This is a genomic window from Gilvimarinus japonicus, assembly GCF_042847215.1.
Lineage (GTDB): Bacteria > Pseudomonadota > Gammaproteobacteria > Pseudomonadales > Cellvibrionaceae > Gilvimarinus > Gilvimarinus japonicus.
The window spans coordinates 3123008-3143281 of the sequence record NZ_AP031500.1 but is presented as its reverse complement, the minus strand read 5'-3'; the positions used below and the strand labels follow the sequence as shown (position 1 = coordinate 3143281).

Here is a 20274-nt window from a genome sequence, read left to right as displayed (position 1 = left end):
TTAGATAAGTAGACCAGAATAACTTTGATTTAGGTGATGCATGCGAATTTCTTTGTTCTCTATAATTTTTCTATTGTCTGGCTGCTCATATCTGGATGGAGGGAACGTTACGACAGCACCTGCGCCAGAGGTGGCCGACGTCGCTTCTGAGAGTGAGTCTTCTGAGCGTTGGAATACGGTTGATAGCACGGCTGATGCGCCTCTGATTGGTGTTAAAAAAGAGCCAGAAGTGTACCTAGGCACTGATAGAATGGTGGATATGCCAGAGGCGCGTAAAGCTATATCGCTAAATGGAGAGGCAGTAACACTGAACTTTCAGGCGGCTCCCTTAGTCGATGTTGTGAATGGCGTTTTGGGCGATATTTTAAGCTTGGATTATGTTGTAGAGGGTGAGATAAAGGGTGTAGTTTCCCTGCGTACACATTCGGCGATTCCTCGAAGTGAGTTGTTGATTATTTTGGAGTCTATGTTACAGGCCAATGGGTATAGACTTATCCGTACGAATGATGATCGGTATCTTGTCACCGGCGATAAAACTGTTAGTAGTCGTTGGCCAAGGTACGATAGTCCCAACTCTGCAGGTGCCGGCTACACTAATGTCATTGTGCCTTTAGATTATATATCAGCAGCTCAAATGGTGGAGATTTTAAAGCCTGTAGCATCTGATGCGGCATTCTTACGGGTTGATACGTTGCGAAATCTAATCATTATTGCTGGAACGCGGACCCAGTTAACCGGCTGGTTAGAAATTATAGACACATTTGATGTGGATGTACTGCAGGGAATGTCAGTCGCGATTATGCCTATTGAGCATACAACGGTAGAGGAAGTGGATGCGGCGCTGGGCACCTTGTTAGCCAGCGCTCCAAATGGCGATGGCGATGTACTGAAAGGACTAGTGCGGGTTGTGCCGTTAGAGTCTCTCGGAAGTATCCTGATTGTTACCTCTAAAGCAAGTTATTTGGAGCGGGTTAAACATTGGATTCAGCGTCTTGACCGGACGCCAGAGGCGGGGGCTGAGCCGCAATTGTTTGTGTACCCTGTTCAGAACGGAACTGCTGAGCATTTAGCAGATTTACTTGGCAATATATTCGGGTCTAGCGGCGGTTCCAGCTCTGATAGAAAAGGGAATAACGTGGCACCTGGTTTGACTCCCACGTCATTTGGCTCTGGTAGTGGAGGAGCTTCGACAGGGAGTGGTATGTCAAGAGCGGGAGGTAATAGCACTCGTTCAGCTGCAAACGGCTCATCTAGCTTTGCGATAGGTGATTCTATTCGTATTGTTTCAGATGATGTGAATAATGCTTTGTTGGTGTATGCGACCAGCGCTGATTACAAAAAAATTAGATTGGCGTTAGACCAGCTTGACGTCGTGCCTTCGCAGGTGCTAATCGAAGCTAGTATTTTAGAGGTGACCCTGAACGATGATTTAAGGTACGGCTTAGAATGGTATTTAGATAACAGTCTTGGTGGGGGGTGGAACGGCAGCGGCCAGTTAGATGTTGGTGATGCAGGTATTGAGCTTACTGCGCCTGGGTTCGGTTATGCGTTTAGCAATCCTTTAGGTGATCTTCGTGTGGTGTTAAACACCTTGGCGTCCAAGGAGCTAGTGAAGGTTATCTCGACACCATCGATTATGGTGCTGGATAATCATTCTGCAGCTATTCATGTTGGGGATCAGACTCCAATACAATCAAGTACCACTGTCAGTGATGGCGGTAATATTACCAGTTCGATTACGTATCGGGATACTGGTGTAAAGTTAGACGTGACACCGTCAGTTAATGCTGGCGGGTTGGTAACTATGGACTTGTTGCAGTCGGTGACTGATGTTGGGTCTGATACAAATGCGACCGGGCAGGTGGCTTTTTTTGAGCGAAATATTAATAGTCGAGTCGCGGTGCGTTCGGGAGAATCGGTAGTGTTAGGGGGGTTGATTCGAGACAATAAAACAAAAGGTGAAAGTGGCCTGCCGTTCTTTAAAGACCTGCCGGTAATAGGTCATCTATTTGGAAGTACAACTGTTTCCGACCGCCGTACAGAGCTGCTAGTCATCATTACGCCGCATGTTATAACGAGTGATCAAGACTTGAGAGATGTGACACTTGAAATGCGTAAAAGAATGAGCGGACTGAAAATGCTTTCTGCCGAGGATGTTGCCGGTTCTGAAGCTAAGAACTAAGTTAATTGTATTTATTTGTTATGAGGAAGTGCCACTGTATGTATAGAGCGTTGTTTATATGCTGCTTAGTGTTTTTTGTCTTGGCCGGGTGTGCTTCATACCCTAGCAAGTCGCCCCAAGACATGGTTGCTAGTCGTGCGCAAAAACATATGGAATTTGTGATGGAGCAAGACTTTTCTAAAGCTTTAAAGTATGTCTCACCAGCATCGAGAAGTCGAGTGGGTGTTCAAGGGTACCAAAGGATGTATGGTGGCGTAGGAATGTGGGTGGCTGCTGATGTGTCAGAGGTTAAGTGTCGGGAAGAAGTCTGTGATGTGACGCTTCGGATTGAATACAAGATTCGATCTTCGAGCCTGACGGGGTATACGAAAACGTCTCAGCGCTGGATCAAGCTTGACGATGAGTGGTGGATTTACTATAAACAGTGAGTTCTTGTGAGAGGGTTGTATGTGTGGATGAAGCTTTAATTGTTAGAAATGTCAGCAAAAAATTTCAGCTTCATAATGAGCCGCTTAAGCGGCTCGTTTCGTTGTTGGTGCCTGTGTTCCGTGCTAAGGCTCAAGTTTTTAATGCGCTAAAGGATGTCTCGGTAGAGCTAAGGGCCGGAGAAACCCTTGGAATTGTTGGCCGTAATGGTGCGGGCAAGTCCACATTGTTGCAAATTATTTGTGGGACACTGCGACCTTCGGCAGGTAGTGTTCAAGTCCGAGGTCGTGTCGCCGCGTTACTTGAGTTGGGGGCTGGTTTTAATACTGACTTTACTGGCCGAGAGAATATTTATCTCAATGCTGCGATCTATGGGTTGAGTCGACGTGAGGTCGATGCACGAGTCGACGCTATAATAGCGTTTGCTGAGATCGGTGACTTTATTGATCGTCCCGTGAGGGTCTATTCGAGCGGTATGTTTGTTCGATTGGCTTTTTCTATCATTGCACATGTAGATGCCGATGTGTTGGTTATCGACGAAGCTTTGGCGGTTGGTGATGCCCTTTTTTCGCAAAAATGTATGCGCTTTTTAGATGATTTCAAAAAGAGAGGGTCTATTGTTTTTGTAAGTCACGATTCTGGGGCAGTTTCACAGTTATGTGACAAGGCGCTTTGGCTACATCAGGGGGAGGTTATGCTGGAGGGCGGAGCAAAGCAAGTAACCGAGGCTTATTTGGAGTTTCTCTATAGTGAAACTCAAGGCGACAAGGTTGTTGATTGCAATGAGACGATAGCTTATGAGCAAGCTGTAGAGGCTTGGCACGACCCTCGTGATCAGTTACTAAAAAATTCGAAATATCGAAATGACATAGAGATTTATCCGTTTGATACTACAGTAAGTTCGTTCGGAACCGGGTTGGTTCAAGTGGTAGACTCTTGCTTTCGCGATGAGCAAAATCGTAAATTATCGGTCGTGCTTGGCGGCTCTATTGTTGAGCTCGAAGTGGTAATGAATGTTCAGTCAGAGCTCAGTAATTTTATAGTGGGTTTTTTGGTCAAAGATAAGCGTGGCCAAGTGCTTTTTGGAGATAATAGTCTGTTGTTTAAGCCAGAGGGCTATAGCGTATTAGGTAACAGTCGCTACGTGGCTAGGTTGAAGTTCCTTATGCCCTATTTAGCTCAAGGCGAATATGTGGTGTCACTCGGTATCGCATCGGGAACTCAGATGGATCACATCCAACATTGCTGGATTCATGATGCGCTGGTATTTAGTTGCCAATCAAGCCATGTGATTCACGGGTTGTTTGGAACGCCAGTGGTCGGGTTTACTTTGGGTTCGGTGAGTTGATACAGAATGAGAACTGATATTGTGTCTGCGTTGCGCCGTTATTTAAGCCTATTCTCTATGATGGTCAAAAGAGACGTGCTTGCGCGTTATAAAGGTTCTTGGCTTGGACTTTTCTGGGCTGCCATAAACCCATTGTTACTAATGATTGTATATGGGTTTGTGTTTGGTGTTATTTTCAAAGCCCGCTGGCCGGTGCAAGGTGACTCCGAAGTAAGCTTTATGGTCCTGTTATTTTGCGGCCTCATTGTGCATATGATGTTTGCCGACGTGCTGGGGCGCTCTGCATCGGTGATACGCGACAATGCCAACTATGTAAAAAAGGTGGTGTTTCCGCTCAGTATCTTTGGGGGGGTTGTCTCAATGGCGGCTCTATTTCACTTTCTTGTGTCGTTTGTTGTGCTGCTACTTGTGTCTGGGCTTATGGGTGGGCATTTAACGTGGCATATTGTGTTTTTACCCGTTTTGCTACTTCAGTATTTATTGTTTTGTACCGGCGTAGCATGGTTTGTGAGTGTGTTGGGTGTTTTCTTTAAAGATTTGACACATATTGTCGGGTTTGTTTCTACGGTCTTTCTGTTTACGTGTCCCATTTTTTTTCCAATTAACTACGTGCCTGAACAATATCAAATAGTATTGGCTGTTAATCCGCTAACTTATTATGTAGAGGCGGTAAGAGGCATTGTGGTGTTTCACTCCTTCCCTTCGGTAGCCGCGTTTTCTACCTCTCTAGTGGTATCTTCCGTTGTTTTTGTGATTGGTTTTTGGTTTTTTAGGAAAACCAAAGGAAGCTTTGCTGATGTGGTGTGACGGACACACAGAAACATACCTATTAAGAAAGAGTGATTAGGTGGCGGTCATGGCTGCTAAGCCGTCTATTAATATTATTATCCCCGTTTATAGGGGCTATAAGTCGACGCGAGATTGCCTCAGGACTGTACTGGGCTCATTGCCAGAGTGGGCGAATGTTGTTGTCGTTAATGATGCCTCACCTGAGCAAAAGTTGGTAGAATGCTTTGATGCTTGGGCGCTGGATAAACGTGTAAGTGTTTTGCATAATGCTAGCAATCTAGGCTTTGTCGGAACCGTTAATCGGGCGATGGCGTTATCGAATACGGATGTTATCTTGCTCAATAGTGATACCTTGGTATCTCCCGGTTGGCTGGAGCGCCTTCAGGCAGCAGCGCTAGCAAACCCCCGAGCCGCTTCTGTGACTCCGCTTTCAAATAATGCGACTATTTGCTCTTACCCGCGCTTCTGTCACGATAATCCAATGTTGCCTGGATGTGATGTGGCAACTATGCAGCGCTATTGTGAGGACGCGAATTCAGGCCTAACGGTTGAGCTTCCTACTGGTGTTGGGTTTTGTATGTATATCCGTCGTCAGTGCTTGAATGAAGTGGGGTTGTTTGATGAGGAGGCGTTTGGCCGAGGTTATGGGGAAGAAAACGATTTTTGTATTAAAGCCAGTAACGCCGGTTGGGTGCATTTACTTGCAGCGGACTGTTTTGTTTTTCACCAAGGTGGTGTGAGTTTTGCGGACGATAAAGCGCAGCTAACGCAAGTGGCCGAAGCGGTCATAAATGCCCGCCACCCCGACTTCTTTGCTCAAGTACAAGAGTTTGTAGCTCTTGATCCTATTAAGCCTTTTCGTGACCGTATTGACAAGTTAATAGTTGAGGCAGGCGGTGTAGCAAAAGAGATGCTCGCGCGTATCCGAGCAGCAGAGCGAGAGTCAGCTGAGACAGAGCCATTTAATATAGAGAGTTCAATGAAAGATGTATCGTCACTTAATAACTCCGTAGAGCTTAGCCCGAAAGAGGCGCAAGCGCTGGATGATTTTGCGCGGGATAACGCAGAGAAGCTTCTCTTTATCACTCATGCATGGGGCGGTGGTGTAGAGCAGCATGTGTCGTTATTGCGCCGTATTGTGCCAGCTCGGGTTATGGTGCTACGTGGCTGTGGTAACGGCGCTGTAGAGCTTAGCTTAATGTCGGTTGCTCAGGGCGCAGCGGTACCGTCGGAAGTTGTTTTAAAAATTGGAGGGTTTGACTCAAGCCGCGTTGACGTATGGCAGACGCTATTACGTCAATTTCAATTTGATCGGGTACATTTACATCATGTGCACGGTTGGAGTGTCGAAATCATTGAGGTATTAAAAGGGCTGGCATTGCCTTTTGATATTACCCTGCACGATTATTTTTTAATATCTCCTCGTTATCACCAGGTAGAGGGTGGTGCGGTGTGTGATGGTCCGGGGTGGCCGACAGCAGACGACGAGTGGCGCACCTTAATGGCACCTGTAGTCGCGTCCGCATCAAGAATAATTGCCCCGTCTCTCAGTGTTAAGCGTGCTGTTGAGGCGGTGTTCCCTGCCGGCAAATATAGCTATCAAGCTCATCCGCAACGAGTAGAGGCGGCGGCTGATGTTAAAAAGGTGCTTTTGTTGGGCTCGCTATCGCCCGAGAAAGGTTTACGGGTCGTTGAGAAGGTGGCAATTTTAGCGGCAACCCAGGTGCCGACCTTGAGCTTTCAGTTAATCGGCTTTAGTACAGACCCTGTTGATGCGCCTTTAGCCATGACCGGGGATTATGCTGAGCAAGACCTGCCCCGGCTTATAGCGGAGCAAAAACCAGATGTCATCTGGATGCCGGCACAAGTGCCTGAAACTTTTTGTTTTACCTTGTCTCATGCCCTAGCTTCTGGCGTTCCTATTGTTGCGTCCGATATGGGGGCATTACCTGAACGCTTGGAAGATGTTCCCAATGCGCGTCTTATTCCGTCTGATGCAAGCTGCGAAGCTTGGCTGCTTGCGTTGCAGGATGCAACAGAGGCTAAGCCTGCATCCGCCCGCGTAGTAAGTGATAACTTAGATGAATATGCCCGTTGGTATATGAAAGATATTAACCAAGTGGTTAGTAAATCTGACGTCGATACTTTAGCTTTGTTAGCCAGTATACAGGCTCTCCCCACTGCGCCTCTACCACCCGACCGCCCTATAAAGTCGTTATTGCACTTTGCGAGTCGTACTCATCATCGTGGTGTGATGCGGGATGTCGAGCGACGCTTGTCTCTGTTGCCTGATGACGAAACTGAGGTGGCGAGCATGTTGGAGTTTCGTCAGCTGCATGCTGCGCAGGTGCAGCTGGCTGATGATTTGCGAGAAGTTAACGAGGAGTACGTCGCTTACGAAAAACGCGCTGAGGTTGAGCTTAATGCAGCTGAACAAAGCTTGGCGTTGAGTGAGGACAATTTGTCTCTTGCTAAAGATAATATTGCCGAGCTGCAAAAACAAGCTCGGGATGCTCAAGGCCATATTGATCATAGCGAGGGGGTAATAGCGAGCTTAAACGGGCAAATAGATCAGCTAATTTGTGAGCGTGACGCGCTGCTGGCTAGTTTCTCTTGGCGTGTTACCAGACCGTTGCGAGTGCTTAAGCGTGGCACCGCTCGAATACCCTTTATATTGGCAAAGCTATCGCGACATGTGGTACGACCAGCGTCTTATGCTCGCTTCATTAGTATGGTGCGTCGCGGGCAATGGCAGGAGTTATTTGGTCGTGTTAGTTATGAGGCTCATACCGCAGTTGCGCAGGCCGAGGCCCATAACCGGCGCCCGACTATTAATGTTAATCCTGAGTTGTTGAGCGAGGAGCCGATGGCGTTGGCGCCGCTCACGCTCAAGAGCTCGGCGCAACCTGTGCTATCAATTGTTATTCCTGTTTATGGTCAGCATGAAACAACCTATGCTTGCTTAAAGAGTATTGCCGAGAACCCGCCATCGCAACCGTTTGAGGTTGTTGTCGCAGATGATTGTTCGCCAATTGCCGCTGCTGAAGCTTTAGCAATGGTGGCGGGTATTCGTGTTTGGACGGCCGAAAAAAATCAGGGGTTTGTGGGCAATATGAATTCGGGTGCCGGTGTCGCCCATGGTGAATACCTAGTGTTGCTCAATAACGATACCGTCGTATCATGTGGTGCTTTTGATAAATTATTGGATACGTTTTCTCAGCACGATAATGTCGGCTTGGTTGGCGCGAAGCTGCTCAATCGTGATGGCACATTGCAAGAAGCCGGAGGTATCATTTGGCGCGATGGTAGCGGCTGGAATTATGGTCGTGATCAAGATGCTGAGGATCCGCGCTTTAATTACGTGCGAGATGTCGATTACTGCTCTGGTGCGGCGTTGGCGATTAAGCGCGAGTTGTTTTTACAGTTAGGCGGATTTGACACCTATTATGCGCCCGCTTATTTCGAAGATACGGATCTGGCCTTTCGGGTGCGTGACCAAGGCCTTCGTGTGCTCTATCAGCCTGGTGCAGAAATTTATCACCTAGAGGGTGTTAGCCATGGGCGTGATGAGTCCAGCGGTGTGAAAGCGTATCAAGTGACCAACGGCAAAAAGTTTTTTGAGCGCTGGGAGAGTGTGCTGGCGTCCCACGCTGAGAACGGTATTGCCCCTGATAATGAGGCGCACCGCACCAGTCGGGGTAACGTGCTGGTGATCGAAGCTTGTATGATTACGCCGGATCAGGATTCGGGCTCAATTCGAATGCTGAACTTGTTAAAACTTATAAAAGCAGAGGGCTATCATGTTACCTTTGTAGCCGATAATCTCGAGTATAGAAAGAAATCTGTCGACGAGATGCAGGCTGCAGGGGTTGAAGTGCTGCACAATCAATGGGCCGGCTCGGTGCGTAAAGTATTGCGCAAGCGCGGTGCTGATTTAGCCGCTATTTTGATTAGCCGTCATTATATTGCCTCCCAGTATGTCGCACTGGTTCGCGCCTGCGCGGCGCAAGCAACGCTTATTTTTGATACGGTCGATTTGCACTTTGTTCGTGAGGAACGCGAGTTTGAGGTGTCCGGCGATGCAGCACTTAAAGCTCAGGCCGCTATAACCAAGCGCAAAGAGTTGGACCTTATTAATAAGTGTGACGTTACGTTGGTCGTTTCTGAGTTTGAAAAAAACTTGCTTGCCGATATTGCACCGGCAGCTACAGTCGATATTGTGTCGAACATTCACTCTCACTCACCTGAGCGTCCCGGTTACGAGCAGCGTGAAGGTATTTTGTTTGTTGGTGGTTTTCGGCATCCGCCTAATATCGACGCTGTTGAGTGGTATGCCAAAGAGGTGTTGCCACACGTTCAATCGTTGTTACCAGGTGTAAAAACATCGATTATCGGTAGTCATATGCCAGACAGTATTAAGGCACTCGCTTCAGACGAGTTAGTAGTGCACGGCTTTGTTGAAGATATAGAGCCTCATTTACAACATGCCCGTGTGTCTATTGCCCCCTTGCGCTATGGCGCGGGAGTTAAAGGTAAGGTGAACGAGGCGATGAATTATGGGATACCGGTAGTTGCTACCAACTGCGCCGTTGAGGGCATGCACACCGTACCTGGTAAAGATGTTTTGGTTGCCGAGGAGCCTCGTCAGTTTGCCGAGGCTATTGTCAAGGTTTACCAAGATTCAGCGCTATGGCAAACCTTGTCGCAAGGCGGTATTGATAATCTTGAAGCTCACTTTTCACCTCAAGCGGTAGCCCCCGCTGTGAGGCGTATTCTACCGCGGTGATGGTGTAAGAGATACGCTGATGGAAAGTTCCGACACATCTGGCTTTGTTTTAATCAGCGTCATTATGCCAACTTTTAACGCGATCGAGACGGTTGAGCGGGCGATGTTGTCGGTACAAGCTCAAACTTACCGCCACTGGGAGTTATGGGTAGTGGACGATGGCTCGTCCGATAGCACGGCGCAATACGTTGCAGACTGCGCACAGCAAGATTCTCGTATTAATCTGATTCGTTTATCAAGCAACAGCGGTTCACCAGCGACTCCGCGCAATGAAGCATTAACGCGCGCACGCGGTTCTTATATTGCCTTTCTCGATGCAGACGATGCGTGGGCGACACATAAACTAGAGCGTCAGTTGGCATTGATGCAGCAATCAAAAGCGGCATTAAGTTGTACTGGTGCTGTTGTTGTGCGCGACCAAGGTCAAGCCTGTGATGTTCGGGTTCCCCCAAGGCAAGCAACCTATGCCAGTCTGCTAAAGCAAAACACTCTGATTTGTTCGAGTGTTATGGTGGAGAGTACGGCGGTAGATAAACGTTTGTTTCCGGTTATGGGGCATGAAGATTATGCGCTTTGGTTAGAGTTTGCGCGTGAGGGGCATTCAATTCTCGGCATCGCCGATAGCTTAACGTTCTACCACATTAGCGCTAACTCCATTTCAGCGAATAAGCTCAAAGTATTGCCGTATTTTTGGCGAATCTATCGTGAGCGCGAGGGGTTTTCTCGTGTGCGTACGTTGTTGTTAACGTTACGCTACGCGTGGTTAGCGCGCAAACGTGCAATCAAGCATATTCGCGCTTAAGTTTGCGTTTTCGCAGGCTTAGCGTCGCTAATGCTAGCAACATTCCCAGTCGGCTTAGGACTAATTTAGGCCAGCTACGGCGTACCGGGCTTGAAACGTTTCTTCCGTGTTGTCTTTTGGCGAGAACATTAGCTTCTAAGTGTCTTATAGCACCATCTAGATTACCTGCCATAGCGACCCATAAATCGTGCGATTCTACGTAGGTAGGAATGGGAAGAATTTGCTCTTTTAATGCCTGATTAAATGCCATCGCACAGCCGTAGTAAGGACGCTCGCCCTTGAGTATGCCCCAAAGGTTAGCGTGATAGCGGTCACTGTCTGAGGCTTTTAGTCTGCGCTTTGAGGGCAGTTTTAGCATGCCGTCGCGTTCATCGATGTCGGTAAAGTTGCCTGCTACGACTAAACACGATGGCTCGCTAAGTGCCGCTTTAATCGGTGCCAACCGGTTTTCTAGCCACAGGTCATCTTGGTCGGCCAGTGCAATAATATCGCCTTTGGCTAGTGATATCGCTTTGGCAAAGCTCGCTACGTGGCCTATCCGGTGCACATTTTGATGCAGTTTAATACGGGTGTCCTGTTGGGCGCGAACAATTGCGGTCGTGTTGTCGGTGGAGTGGTCGTCCACCACGATCAGCTCATCTTCCAATGCTAATTCGGCTAGAATACTTTCCAGCTGACGCGCGATAAACCGCTCGCCGTTGTGGCTGGCCATACAGACACTGACGGTCACTGCCAATTACCCTAAAAATTCCGGCAGCGCCTTTTGCAGTGAGGCGAGCCAGTGAGGGATGACGATATTAAAATCTTGTTTAATTTTTGCCTTCCAAAGCAGGCTCATAGGGGGACGCTGCGCGGGAGTGGGGTATTGCTCGGTTGTAATAGGAGTAAGTGCGCAACGCAGCGATTGTTGCTGCATGATCGCCCAGGCAAAGTCGTACCAGCTGCACACGCCTTCATTGCTGTAGTGGTAAATGTCGCCACGCTTGTCGGCTAGTTTGCCGCTTAGGCAAATGTCGATAAGCGCTTGGGCCAGATCTCGCGCCCAGGTAGGGCTACCGACCTGATCGCTGACGACATTCAAGCTATCGCGCTCGCGCCCTAAGCGGCTCATGGTACGAACAAAGTTGTTGCCAAAGGCCGAGTAAACCCAGCTGGTGCGAACAATAATGCCGGCGCCACCACTGGCGGCAAATGCCTGCTCACCGGCAAGTTTACTGCGGCCGTAAACACTTTGCGGATCGGTGTTGTCAGTCTCGGTGTAAGGGCGGCATTGTTCGCCGTTAAACACGTAATCAGTTGAGATGTGAATCAGGCAGGCGTTAATCTGCTTGGCGCTGTCGGCCAGCTGGGCGACGGCTAAATGGTTAATCGTATCGGCGAGCTCAGGTTCAGACTCTGCTTTATCAACGGCGGTGTAGGCAGCGCAGTTAATAATAATGTTAGGTTTTCGTTGATTAATGAGCTTCGCAATAGCGGTTTGATCGGTTAAATCCAACGCGGTACGGTCGGCAAAAAACCACTCTATAGCATTGTATTGTTTCGCTAATAACGCCAGCTCACTGCCTAGTTGCCCGTTGGCGCCGGTGACTAAAATAGATAGGGGAGCGCTACTAGGCATAATAGTTTTTACCGTACTCAAACAAAGTGTCGGGGGCGGTTTGCTGGCGAGTTAGCAACATAGGTTGCTCGGCATCTTTACCCGACGTGCTGATTTCAGCATTATCGAGCTGCCAATCAATGCCGAGTGCGGCATCGTTAAAATGAATGCCGCAATCGTGCTCTGGGGCATAGCCGTTATCCACTTTATAAGCAAAAATAGCTTGTTCGCTCAGCACGATAAAACCGTGGGCAAAGCCACGCGGGACAAACAGTTGATGTTTGTTTTCGCCACTTAAGCGCGCTTTTACGTGCTGGCCAAAAGTAGGGCTGCCTAAGCGGATGTCTACTGCTACGTCAATCACTTCACCGCTGATGACACGCACCAGTTTACTTTGCGCGTAAGGTGGTAGCTGATAGTGTAAGCCCCGGAGTACGCCGCGAGACGATAGTGATTCGTTATCTTGGGTAAAGCTAACCTCGTGACCGAGGGTATCCTCGAGCTTGTCTTTGCGAAACGATTCAAAAAAGTAGCCGCGCTCGTCACCGTGTACTGCGGGCTCGATTAAAATGACGTCTTTAATCGCTTGACGCGTCAGTTTCATGCGGGGCTCTCCTCGGCGACACGGGTCAGTAAGTATTGCCCGTATTGGTTTTTTGCCAATGGCGCCGCTAAAGTGCGCAGATCTTGCTTGCTGATATACCCAAGCTCGTAGGCGATCTCTTCGATACAGGCAATTTTTAACCCTTGGCGTTTTTCAATGGTTTCGATAAATTGCGCCGCCTCTAACAAGCTCTCGTGGGTGCCAGTATCCAGCCACGCGTAACCACGCCCCATTAGCTCAACCTTTAGGCGGCTTTCGTCGAGGTACATTTGGTTGATACTGGTTATTTCTAGCTCGCCGCGCTCTGAAGGCTCCACCGCTTTTGCTTTAGTGACGACATCGTTGGGGTAAAAGTATAAACCGGTCACGGCGAAATTTGATTTGGGTTTTGCGGGTTTCTCTTCAATACTAATGGCGTTGCCGCTCTCGTCAAAGTCCACCACCCCGTAACGCTCCGGATCGTGCACGTGATAGCCAAATACCGTCGCTTGATTGTTGTCGGCATTGGCCACGGCATGGGTTAAGGTTTCACTTAAGTGGTGGCCGTAATAAATGTTATCGCCTAATACTAAACACACGGAGTCGTTACCGATAAACTCTTCGCCCAATATAAAAGCTTGTGCCAGTCCGTCGGGTGAGGGCTGTGCGATATACTCAAACGTTAGGCCTAAATTCGAGCCGTCGCCCAGTAACCGCTGAAAGCTCGATTGATCTTCTGGTGTGGTGATGATCAGTATCTCGCGAATACCCGCCAGCATTAAGATAGACAGCGGGTAGTAAATCATCGGTTTGTCGTACACCGGTATCAACTGCTTTGATACACCCTGAGTAATCGGGTACAGGCGTGTGCCGCTGCCGCCGGCCAATATTATTCCTTTCATCGCTATGCTCCTATGCGTTCTAATTGATAGGCGCCGCTTAAGACGTTTTGCCACCAGTGTTTGTTATTGAGGTACCACAATACGGTTTTGCGCAGCCCGGTGCCGAAGGTCTCCTCTGGAGTCCAGTCCAGCTCGCGCGCAATTTTACTCGCATCAATGGCGTAGCGAACATCGTGCCCAGGGCGGTCTTTGACAAAGGTAATTAAATCAGCAAACCGTTTAACGTCGGCGGGCTTTTGGTCGCTGGCTAACTCTTCTAATAGCTCACATAACAGTTTGACCACTTCGATATTGCGCACTTCGTTGTGGCCGCCAATGTTGTAAGTCTCGCCAATTTCCCCTTGGGTAATGACGCGAACCAGCGCACGTGCGTGGTCCTCGACATACAGCCAGTCGCGAATTTGGTTGCCATCGCCATAAACAGGTAAGGGCTTGCCCGCCAGTGCGTTTAGGATCATGTGGGGGATCAACTTTTCGGGAAAGTGGCAAGGGCCGTAGTTGTTTGAGCAATTAGTAACCAGTACTGGTAGGCCGTAGGTGCGTTGCCAGGCGCGGGCCAAGTGGTCCGAGCTGGCTTTACTGGCCGAATAAGGTGAGCTGGGGGCGTATGACGTGGTCTCGGTGAATAGGTCGGTGGTGCCCTCTAGATCGCCATAGACTTCATCGGTAGAGACGTGGTGAAAGCGAAAGTTCGCTTTGCGCGTTTGTGGTAATCCCCCCCAATAACGGCGCGCCTGCTCAAGCAAGTTGAAAGTGCCCATGATATTGGTTTGCATAAACTCGCCGGCGTGATCGATGGAGCGATCCACGTGGCTTTCGGCGGCTAAATGCATAATCGCATCGGGTTGGTGCTTGCGCAAAACGTCAGCAATACCACTGGCATCGCAAATGTCCATTTGCACAAATTGGTAACGGCTATTGTTTTCGACCTCGGTTAACGACGCGAGGTTACCTGCGTAGGTGAGTTTGTCTAGATTAATGACCTGATGTTCGGTGTCGTTAATCAGGTGACGAATCACTGCGGAGCCGATAAAGCCGGCGCCTCCGGTAACAATAATCTTCATGTGTTTGATGCGCTGCTCTTTGCGGGTGGGTTTACAGTCAGGTCCTGCCGACCGAGCGATATGATACCGTATGGGGCAAAGTCGTAATAGTTAAAAAGTTTGCGCTATGGCGCAAAAAGGCACGTGTGGAGTTGAACTTGCCGTAATGAGGGCTTATTGTGGGCTTTTAGCCTATTTTTGGTGTTATTTAGGACAGGGACTCGTAGGGAGCGTCTTATGTGGGATTTTAGTTTAACCAACGCGGCAAAGCTGATGGGCCGTACCTCACCCTTTATTATATTGCGTCTGCTGGTGTACGTCGGTATTGCGTTGGCCTATATTCTGGCCACCGGTATTGGTGCGGGCATAGGCTATGGCGTGACGGCAATGGGGGACGGTGACGGCAGCGGCACTTTCTTGGGCGGTTTGCTGGGCTTTGGTATTGTCAGTGGTGTTTTATACTGGGCGCGTGAGTACCTACTGTATTTGATCAAAGCCGGTCATATTGCGGTGTTGGTCGAGTTGCTACAGGGACGCGAGTTACCTAGTGGTCGCGGCCAGATCGATCACGGTCAGAAGGTGGTTAAAGAACGCTTTAAAGAAGCTTCAATACTGTTCGGTGTCGATCAGCTCATTAAGGGCATTTTGCGCATGCTGAACCGCATGGTGATGTCGATCTCGCGAATTATCCCTATCCCTGGGCTAGAAAAAGTGGCGGGTGCGATCAACGGTGTTATTAATACCTCGCTGACGTACGTCGATGAAGTCATGCTGGCCTATAACATTAAAACTGGCAGTGATAACCCTTGGCAGTCCAGTAAAGATGCGCTGATTCTATACGCACAAAACTATAAGACGATGCTGAAAAACGCTGTGTTTTTGATGGTGTTTATGTACGCCTCGGCATTCGTCATCTTTTTGGTGATTCTGCTTCCGGTGGCGGCGATTGCCACACTGTTTCCTGGTTCGGTGGGGACTTGGTCATTTTTAAGTGCGGCGTTGCTGGCCTGGAGTATAAAGGCGGCCCTACTGGAGCCATTGGCGGTTACCGCCATGATGGATGTCTATTTCAAAACGATCGAAGGGCAAACTCCCAACCCAGAGTGGGATCAAAAGCTCAGTAGTGCCTCAGATAAGTTTCGCGAACTGTCGCAAAAGGCGGCGAGCTATGTGAGTGACAGCTTTAGTGCTAACACCACCGCTAGCCCCGCCGCCGACACTCAGGCTGCCAAGCCTGTTGGTGGCACCTCTGCCGATACTGCCCCTTAAAGGTCGTTAGCTCAGATAGGTGGGCCGCCACCTATTTGAGCCTATTGATATTCTTAAGCCTTCGGCCTAGCATTCAGCGCTCTTATTTAGGTTCCTTTGCCGGCGGTTTACCTGCGCTATGCTGTTAATGATTGATAATTACGACTCCTTTACCTATAACCTCGTGCACTATTTTGAGGATCTAGGTTGTGAAGTGCTGGTGCGGCGCAATGATGCCATCACCTTGGCCGAGCTCGAACAACTAGCCCCCTCGCATATCGTCATTTCCCCTGGGCCCGGCCGCCCCGAAGATGCCGGGGTATCCATGTCCGTTATCGGAGCGTTTTCTGGTAAAATCCCGATTCTTGGCGTTTGTCTGGGGCACCAATGCATCGCCCGCGCAAAAGGGGCAAACGTAGTACACGCCGCCCGTGTTATGCATGGCAAGACCGCTAGGGTGGGGCACGCTGGAGCTGGCGTGTTTCAAGGGCTCGATAACCCACTCGAGGTGACGCGTTACCATTCGCTAGTGGTCGAGCGGCAAAGCTTACCTGAGTCCCTGCAAGTTACCGCCTGGACGGAAGGAACGGATGCGCCCGGCCAGACACTCGAAATCATGGGGCTGCAAGATCGTAGCGGTATGCTGCAAGGGGTGCAGTTTCACCCGGAATCCGTGAAAACCCATCAGGGGCATCAGTTGCTGCAGACGTTTATAAATGGCTCGATTAAGACGAGTGCGGCGTACCAATAAGAGGAGAACACCGTGGATACTAAAACCGCGCTGGCGCGAGTGGTCGATCAGATCGACCTTAATACCGATGAGATGATCGCGGTGATGCGCGAAGTCATGACCGGCGCTGCCACCGAGGCGCAAATAGGCGCTTTGCTGCTGGGCCTGCGTATGAAGGGCGAGACCATCGATGAAATTACGGGCGCTGCAACCGTGATGCGCGAGCTGGCATCAAGTGTTGAGATCGACGCCGAGCACTTAGTGGACACGTGTGGCACGGGGGGAGATGGCGCCAATCTATTTAACGTCTCGACGGCTAGTGCCTTTGTCGTGGCCGCCGCTGGCGCGAGCGTGGCAAAGCATGGCAATCGTTCCGTCTCAAGCTCGACCGGCAGCGCAGATGTGTTAGAGGCGGCGGGTATCAACTTGAATATAACACCCGAGCAAGTGGCGCTGTGTGTAACCGAGCTGGGGGTGGGTTTTATGTTTGCCCCGGCGCATCACAGCGCTATGAAGCACGCCATTGGCCCGCGCAAGGAGTTGGGGCTTAGGACTATCTTTAACATGCTGGGTCCCATGACAAACCCCGCCGGGGTGAAGCGCCAGGTGATAGGCGTGTTTAGCGATAAGTTGTGCCGGCCGATGGCCGAAGTGCTGCAGCGCTTGGGTAGCGAGCATGTCATGGTAGTGCACGCCGCCGATGGTTTGGATGAGATAAGTTTGGCTCGTGAGACTCATGTGGCCGAATTAAAAGATGGCGCTATTCGCGAGTACACTATTAAGCCTGAAGATTTTGGCATCGCTAGTCAAAGCTTGATCGGTTTGACGGTGAGCGATGCGGCGGCCTCCCTTGCGTTGATTCAGGCCGCACTTGGCAACGAGCACAACGATCTGGCTCACAAAGCCTCTGACATTATTGCCCTCAATGCCGGCGCCGCCATTTATGTGAGTGGCATTGCCGACACCTTAGAAGAAGGGGTGGCCCGCGCGCAAGACGCACTTGGCTCGGGGCTCGCGGGTGAAAAGGTTCGTGAATTAGCCGCTTTTACCGAATGCTTTAAGTAAAATTAACGACAGGAACCTTGGCGATGACCGATACGCCCACCGTATTAAAAAAGATTATCTCCCGTAAGTGGGAAGAAATTGCCGAGCGCAAAGCTCTCGTTAGCGCTGCGCAGCTTGAACAGCAAGCGCAAGCGGCTGGTTCTGTTCGGGGCTTTGTTCAGGCGCTAGAGCGCAAAGTGGCCGCTGGTGAGTCCGGTGTAATTGCCGAAATCAAAAAGGCTTCACCCAGTAAAGGAGTGATTCGTGAAGACTTTGTCCCGGCGGATTTGGCTCGCAGCTACGAGCAAGGCGGTGCGGCCTGCTTATCAGTGCTAACCGATGTGGACTTTTTTCAAGGCAGTGATGAATATTTGCGTCAAGCCCGGGCTGCGGTATCGCTGCCGGTCATTCGTAAAGATTTTATCGTTGATGAGTACCAAGTACTTGAGGCGCGCGCCATGGGCGCCGACTGCGTCTTGTTGATTGTGTCAGCGCTGAGTGCCGAGCGCCTACGCGAGTTAAACGAGTTTGCCCTGGGGCTTGGCTTGGATGTACTAGTAGAGGTGCACGATGCCGCCGAGCTAGAGTTAGCGCTGGCCTTGCCAAATCGCCTGATCGGCATTAATAACCGCAACTTGCATACCTTTGATGTTAGTTTGCAGACTACCTACGATTTGTTATCGCGCATTAGTGACGATCGCTTAGTGGTTACCGAGAGTGGTATTTTGGCTCAAACGGATGTTGTGGCTATGCGCGAACAAAACGTCAACGCTTTTTTGGTGGGCGAGGCTTTTATGCGTCAGCCTGACCCGGGCGCTGCCTTGGCTAATTTTTTTGCGCTCAAGGCGGATTAGTGCCGCCAGGCGTACCGTGTGTGCAACGTGTACTCGTTTTCTTAAAAGCAGTCGGCAGCTTCCAACGAAGCTGCCTTAAAGGGTAACCTTGCGGGTTATTCTAGTGTGAACTGCTCTAGCAGGTTAGATAGGTTGTGGGATGCTTCGCGAATTTTTTGTGACGCCTCAAGTGTGCCTTGCGCCGCGTCTTTAGTGCCTACTGATGAGCCTTCGACTTGACTGACATACTCTAAAATAAGACCGCTGGCCTCAACATGCTCAGTCATTGCTTGACGAATGTGGGAGACAATGTCCTCGACGTTGCGCGTCTCCTCCCGGATTGATTGAACAATCTTTCCGCCTTCTGTGGTTTGTGCAATACCCTCTTTAATCTCGTTAACCATTGCGTCCATATTCTTTTTGCTTTGCTGTGAGCTTAGTTGCACCGCATTAATCGATTCGCTGATTTCGCTGGTGGCATTACTGGTGCGCGAGGCCAGTTGGCGTACCTCGTCGGCCACGACCGCAAACCCTCGGCCTTGCTCGCCGGCGCGTGCCGCCTCAATGGCAGCGTTTAACGCCAATAAGTTTGTTTGCTCTGCCACCGCACTAATCACAGAGATGACTTTGGATATGTTATCGATGCGTTCGGCGAGAGTGTCCATACTTTGCTGGGTGACACTGATGTCGTGATCAATGTCGGTAAAGCGCTGTACTGCACTGGAAATAAGCGAGCGACCGCGCTCAGAGGTTTGTGAAGCTGCTTCTGTCTGTGCGCGCGCCTCTTCGGCTTGCGCCATGGCGTGGCGGGTTTGCTGGTTAAACTCTTCGGCAGAAGCGGCAATTTTGGTCGTGGTGATACTTTGCTCTTCGGCCATAGCGGTGCTGGTTTGTGCTTTTTGTACGATATCGTCGCTAATGTTGTCTAGGCTATGGGAGGCGTTCGCCATTGCCTCCATCATTTCGCGTAGCGAGTGACGCATTTTTAGCACTGAGCCATAGATACTGTCTTCTGGCGCGCTGTGGGTTTGATCGTTCTCGGTTAAATCGCCGCTGGCCACTTTACGCACAAGTGTCGCGACTTCTTTTAGTTCACCCCCTAGACCTCGTTGTAAGCTATTAACGGTAAAGTGAACCGGCAAAACAATAACCAGTACCAGCAGTAATCCGATGCCCAGCTGAGTGGCAGCGCTATCCCAAAAACGGGCATTGGCTTCGTTAAAGCCAATGCCCGTGCCCACCACCCAGCCCCAGCGAGGGCTTAATTTTGCGATAGAAAGCTTGTCTTCGATCGATCCGTCGGCTTGTCGCTGTGTCCAATGATAGCGCGCCAGCGTGCCATTTGCCCCTTGTACGGCGCGCTGCAAAATATCGCCGACACTTTTGTTATTGGCGTCTTTGAATTCGTGGAAGCTTGTACCGTGTAATTGCGGGTCTAGCGGGGCTGCAACAAAATTGAGGTTGTCATCGGCAACGTACACATATTCCGATTCGTGGTAAATGTTATTGCGCAGTAGCTGAGTGGCTATACTCTTTGCCTGCGATTCGCTCAAGGTGCCGGCGGCTGCTAACGCTTCCATCTGGGTAACGGTTGCGTAAGTGCTGTTAAGCAGTTGCTCGACGCGCGCTTCATTATCTTGGCTGGTCGCGTAACGTAAGGTAAATAATCCAACTGTGACGATAACCACGAGGCCGGCAAATATTAGCGTGGTTAATACCCACATTTTTAATCGCAGAGTCATAAGCTTGCTCACTGTTAAGGCGCATCTAGCGTTAACTTATCGTTAAGTTAACAACGTTGTCACGCCATATTGGCGCATTATTCCTTATTGATCTGAGGCTGGCTATTCTGCTGTTTTTTTAGTTATGTCAGTGGAGGGGCATGTCAATTGAGCTCCACATCTCGCAGAGAACTATCGTTAATAGGCTCTCTTTCCCTTGTTAGCGGCATTTAACTGTAA

Annotated in this window: 15 protein-coding genes; 9 read left to right on the top strand and 6 right to left on the bottom strand. The window is 49.9% G+C overall.

Annotation, left to right across the window (positions count from 1 at the left end):
• Window positions 1-40: 40 nt before the first annotated feature.
• The 5 genes from gspD to ACGHAD_RS13270 all read left to right on the top strand — a co-directional run bounded on the left by gspD (window position 41) and on the right by ACGHAD_RS13270 (window position 10333).
• Entirely contained in the window at window positions 41-2182 is a 2142-nt protein-coding gene (gspD, locus tag ACGHAD_RS13290) for a type II secretion system secretin GspD (protein ID WP_382418227.1), read from the top strand.
• Between the two features lie 451 nt (window positions 2183-2633).
• On the top strand, window positions 2634-3956 hold the full coding sequence (locus ACGHAD_RS13285) for an ABC transporter ATP-binding protein (RefSeq protein ID WP_382418229.1): 1323 nt from the start codon (window positions 2634-2636) through the stop codon (window positions 3954-3956).
• Window positions 3957-3977: 21 nt separating this feature from the next.
• Window positions 3978-4763, top strand: a complete 786-nt coding sequence (locus ACGHAD_RS13280) for an ABC transporter permease (protein WP_390402801.1) — start codon at window positions 3978-3980, stop codon at window positions 4761-4763.
• A 49-nt stretch (window positions 4764-4812) separates the two neighbouring features.
• Complete coding sequence (locus tag ACGHAD_RS13275) at window positions 4813-9531, top strand: glycosyltransferase (protein ID WP_382418233.1); 4719 nt, start codon at window positions 4813-4815, stop codon at window positions 9529-9531.
• Window positions 9532-9550: 19 nt separating this feature from the next.
• Window positions 9551-10333 (top strand): glycosyltransferase family 2 protein, encoded by a 783-nt coding sequence (locus tag ACGHAD_RS13270; RefSeq protein WP_382418235.1) that lies wholly within the window; start codon window positions 9551-9553, stop codon window positions 10331-10333.
• Here the strand turns inward: ACGHAD_RS13270 and ACGHAD_RS13265 are convergent.
• From ACGHAD_RS13265 to rfbB, 5 genes are read right to left on the bottom strand one after another with little or no spacing between them, the layout of a single operon-like run.
• Window positions 10314-11045: a glycosyltransferase gene (locus ACGHAD_RS13265; protein WP_382418237.1), complete on the bottom strand. Its 732-nt coding sequence runs from the start codon at window positions 11043-11045 to the stop codon at window positions 10314-10316. The two genes, ACGHAD_RS13270 and ACGHAD_RS13265, sit on opposite strands and share 20 nt — an antisense overlap.
• 24 nt (window positions 11046-11069) lie before the next feature.
• The gene (gene rfbD / locus ACGHAD_RS13260) at window positions 11070-11951 is read right to left on the bottom strand and encodes a dTDP-4-dehydrorhamnose reductase (RefSeq protein WP_382418239.1); all 882 of its coding nucleotides are present in this window, start codon (window positions 11949-11951) and stop codon (window positions 11070-11072) included.
• Window positions 11944-12534: a dTDP-4-dehydrorhamnose 3,5-epimerase gene (gene rfbC / locus ACGHAD_RS13255; protein ID WP_339615965.1), complete on the bottom strand. Its 591-nt coding sequence runs from the start codon at window positions 12532-12534 to the stop codon at window positions 11944-11946. The genes rfbD and rfbC overlap by 8 nt, the downstream gene beginning before the upstream one ends.
• Window positions 12531-13415 (bottom strand): glucose-1-phosphate thymidylyltransferase RfbA, encoded by an 885-nt coding sequence (gene rfbA / locus ACGHAD_RS13250; protein ID WP_339615966.1) that lies wholly within the window; start codon window positions 13413-13415, stop codon window positions 12531-12533. Before rfbA ends, rfbC begins: the two co-directional genes overlap by 4 nt.
• A gap of 2 nt (window positions 13416-13417) precedes the next feature.
• A complete protein-coding gene (gene rfbB / locus ACGHAD_RS13245; RefSeq protein ID WP_382418242.1) occupies window positions 13418-14479 on the bottom strand; it encodes a dTDP-glucose 4,6-dehydratase in 1062 nt (353 codons plus the stop codon).
• 216 nt (window positions 14480-14695) lie between these two features.
• On the opposite strand from rfbB, the gene ACGHAD_RS13240 reads away from it, so the two are divergent.
• The 4 genes from ACGHAD_RS13240 (at window position 14696) to trpC (ending at window position 18334) form a co-directional block, all read left to right on the top strand.
• Window positions 14696-15727: a hypothetical protein gene (locus ACGHAD_RS13240; protein WP_382418244.1), complete on the top strand. Its 1032-nt coding sequence runs from the start codon at window positions 14696-14698 to the stop codon at window positions 15725-15727.
• 118 nt (window positions 15728-15845) lie between these two features.
• Window positions 15846-16457, top strand: coding sequence for an anthranilate synthase component II (locus ACGHAD_RS13235; protein WP_382418246.1), 612 nt, complete (start codon window positions 15846-15848; stop codon window positions 16455-16457).
• A gap of 12 nt (window positions 16458-16469) precedes the next feature.
• Window positions 16470-17501: an anthranilate phosphoribosyltransferase gene (trpD, locus tag ACGHAD_RS13230; RefSeq protein WP_339615970.1), complete on the top strand. Its 1032-nt coding sequence runs from the start codon at window positions 16470-16472 to the stop codon at window positions 17499-17501.
• A gap of 23 nt (window positions 17502-17524) precedes the next feature.
• Window positions 17525-18334, top strand: a complete 810-nt coding sequence (gene trpC / locus ACGHAD_RS13225; RefSeq protein WP_382418248.1) for an indole-3-glycerol phosphate synthase TrpC — start codon at window positions 17525-17527, stop codon at window positions 18332-18334.
• A gap of 95 nt (window positions 18335-18429) precedes the next feature.
• On the opposite strand, the gene ACGHAD_RS13220 is transcribed toward trpC, so the two are convergent.
• Window positions 18430-20055, bottom strand: coding sequence for a methyl-accepting chemotaxis protein (locus ACGHAD_RS13220; RefSeq protein ID WP_339615972.1), 1626 nt, complete (start codon window positions 20053-20055; stop codon window positions 18430-18432).
• Window positions 20056-20274 lie beyond the last annotated feature (219 nt).

Excerpts from the sequence above, each read along its gene's own strand:
- gspD (WP_382418227.1), top strand. The coding sequence starts at position 41 with ATGCGAATTTCTTTGTTCTCTATAATTTTTCTATTGTCTGGCTGCTCA.
- ACGHAD_RS13275 (WP_382418233.1), top strand. The coding sequence starts at position 4,813 with ATGGCTGCTAAGCCGTCTATTAATATTATTATCCCCGTTTATAGGGGC.
- ACGHAD_RS13270 (WP_382418235.1), top strand. The coding sequence starts at position 9,551 with ATGGAAAGTTCCGACACATCTGGCTTTGTTTTAATCAGCGTCATTATG.
- ACGHAD_RS13265 (WP_382418237.1), bottom strand. The coding sequence starts at position 11,045 with ATGGCCAGCCACAACGGCGAGCGGTTTATCGCGCGTCAGCTGGAAAGT.
- rfbD (WP_382418239.1), bottom strand. The coding sequence starts at position 11,951 with ATGCCTAGTAGCGCTCCCCTATCTATTTTAGTCACCGGCGCCAACGGG.
- rfbC (WP_339615965.1), bottom strand. The coding sequence starts at position 12,534 with ATGAAACTGACGCGTCAAGCGATTAAAGACGTCATTTTAATCGAGCCC.
- rfbA (WP_339615966.1), bottom strand. The coding sequence starts at position 13,415 with ATGAAAGGAATAATATTGGCCGGCGGCAGCGGCACACGCCTGTACCCG.
- rfbB (WP_382418242.1), bottom strand. The coding sequence starts at position 14,479 with ATGAAGATTATTGTTACCGGAGGCGCCGGCTTTATCGGCTCCGCAGTG.
- ACGHAD_RS13240 (WP_382418244.1), top strand. The coding sequence starts at position 14,696 with ATGTGGGATTTTAGTTTAACCAACGCGGCAAAGCTGATGGGCCGTACC.
- ACGHAD_RS13235 (WP_382418246.1), top strand. The coding sequence starts at position 15,846 with ATGCTGTTAATGATTGATAATTACGACTCCTTTACCTATAACCTCGTG.
- trpC (WP_382418248.1), top strand. The coding sequence starts at position 17,525 with ATGACCGATACGCCCACCGTATTAAAAAAGATTATCTCCCGTAAGTGG.
- ACGHAD_RS13220 (WP_339615972.1), bottom strand. The coding sequence starts at position 20,055 with ATGACTCTGCGATTAAAAATGTGGGTATTAACCACGCTAATATTTGCC.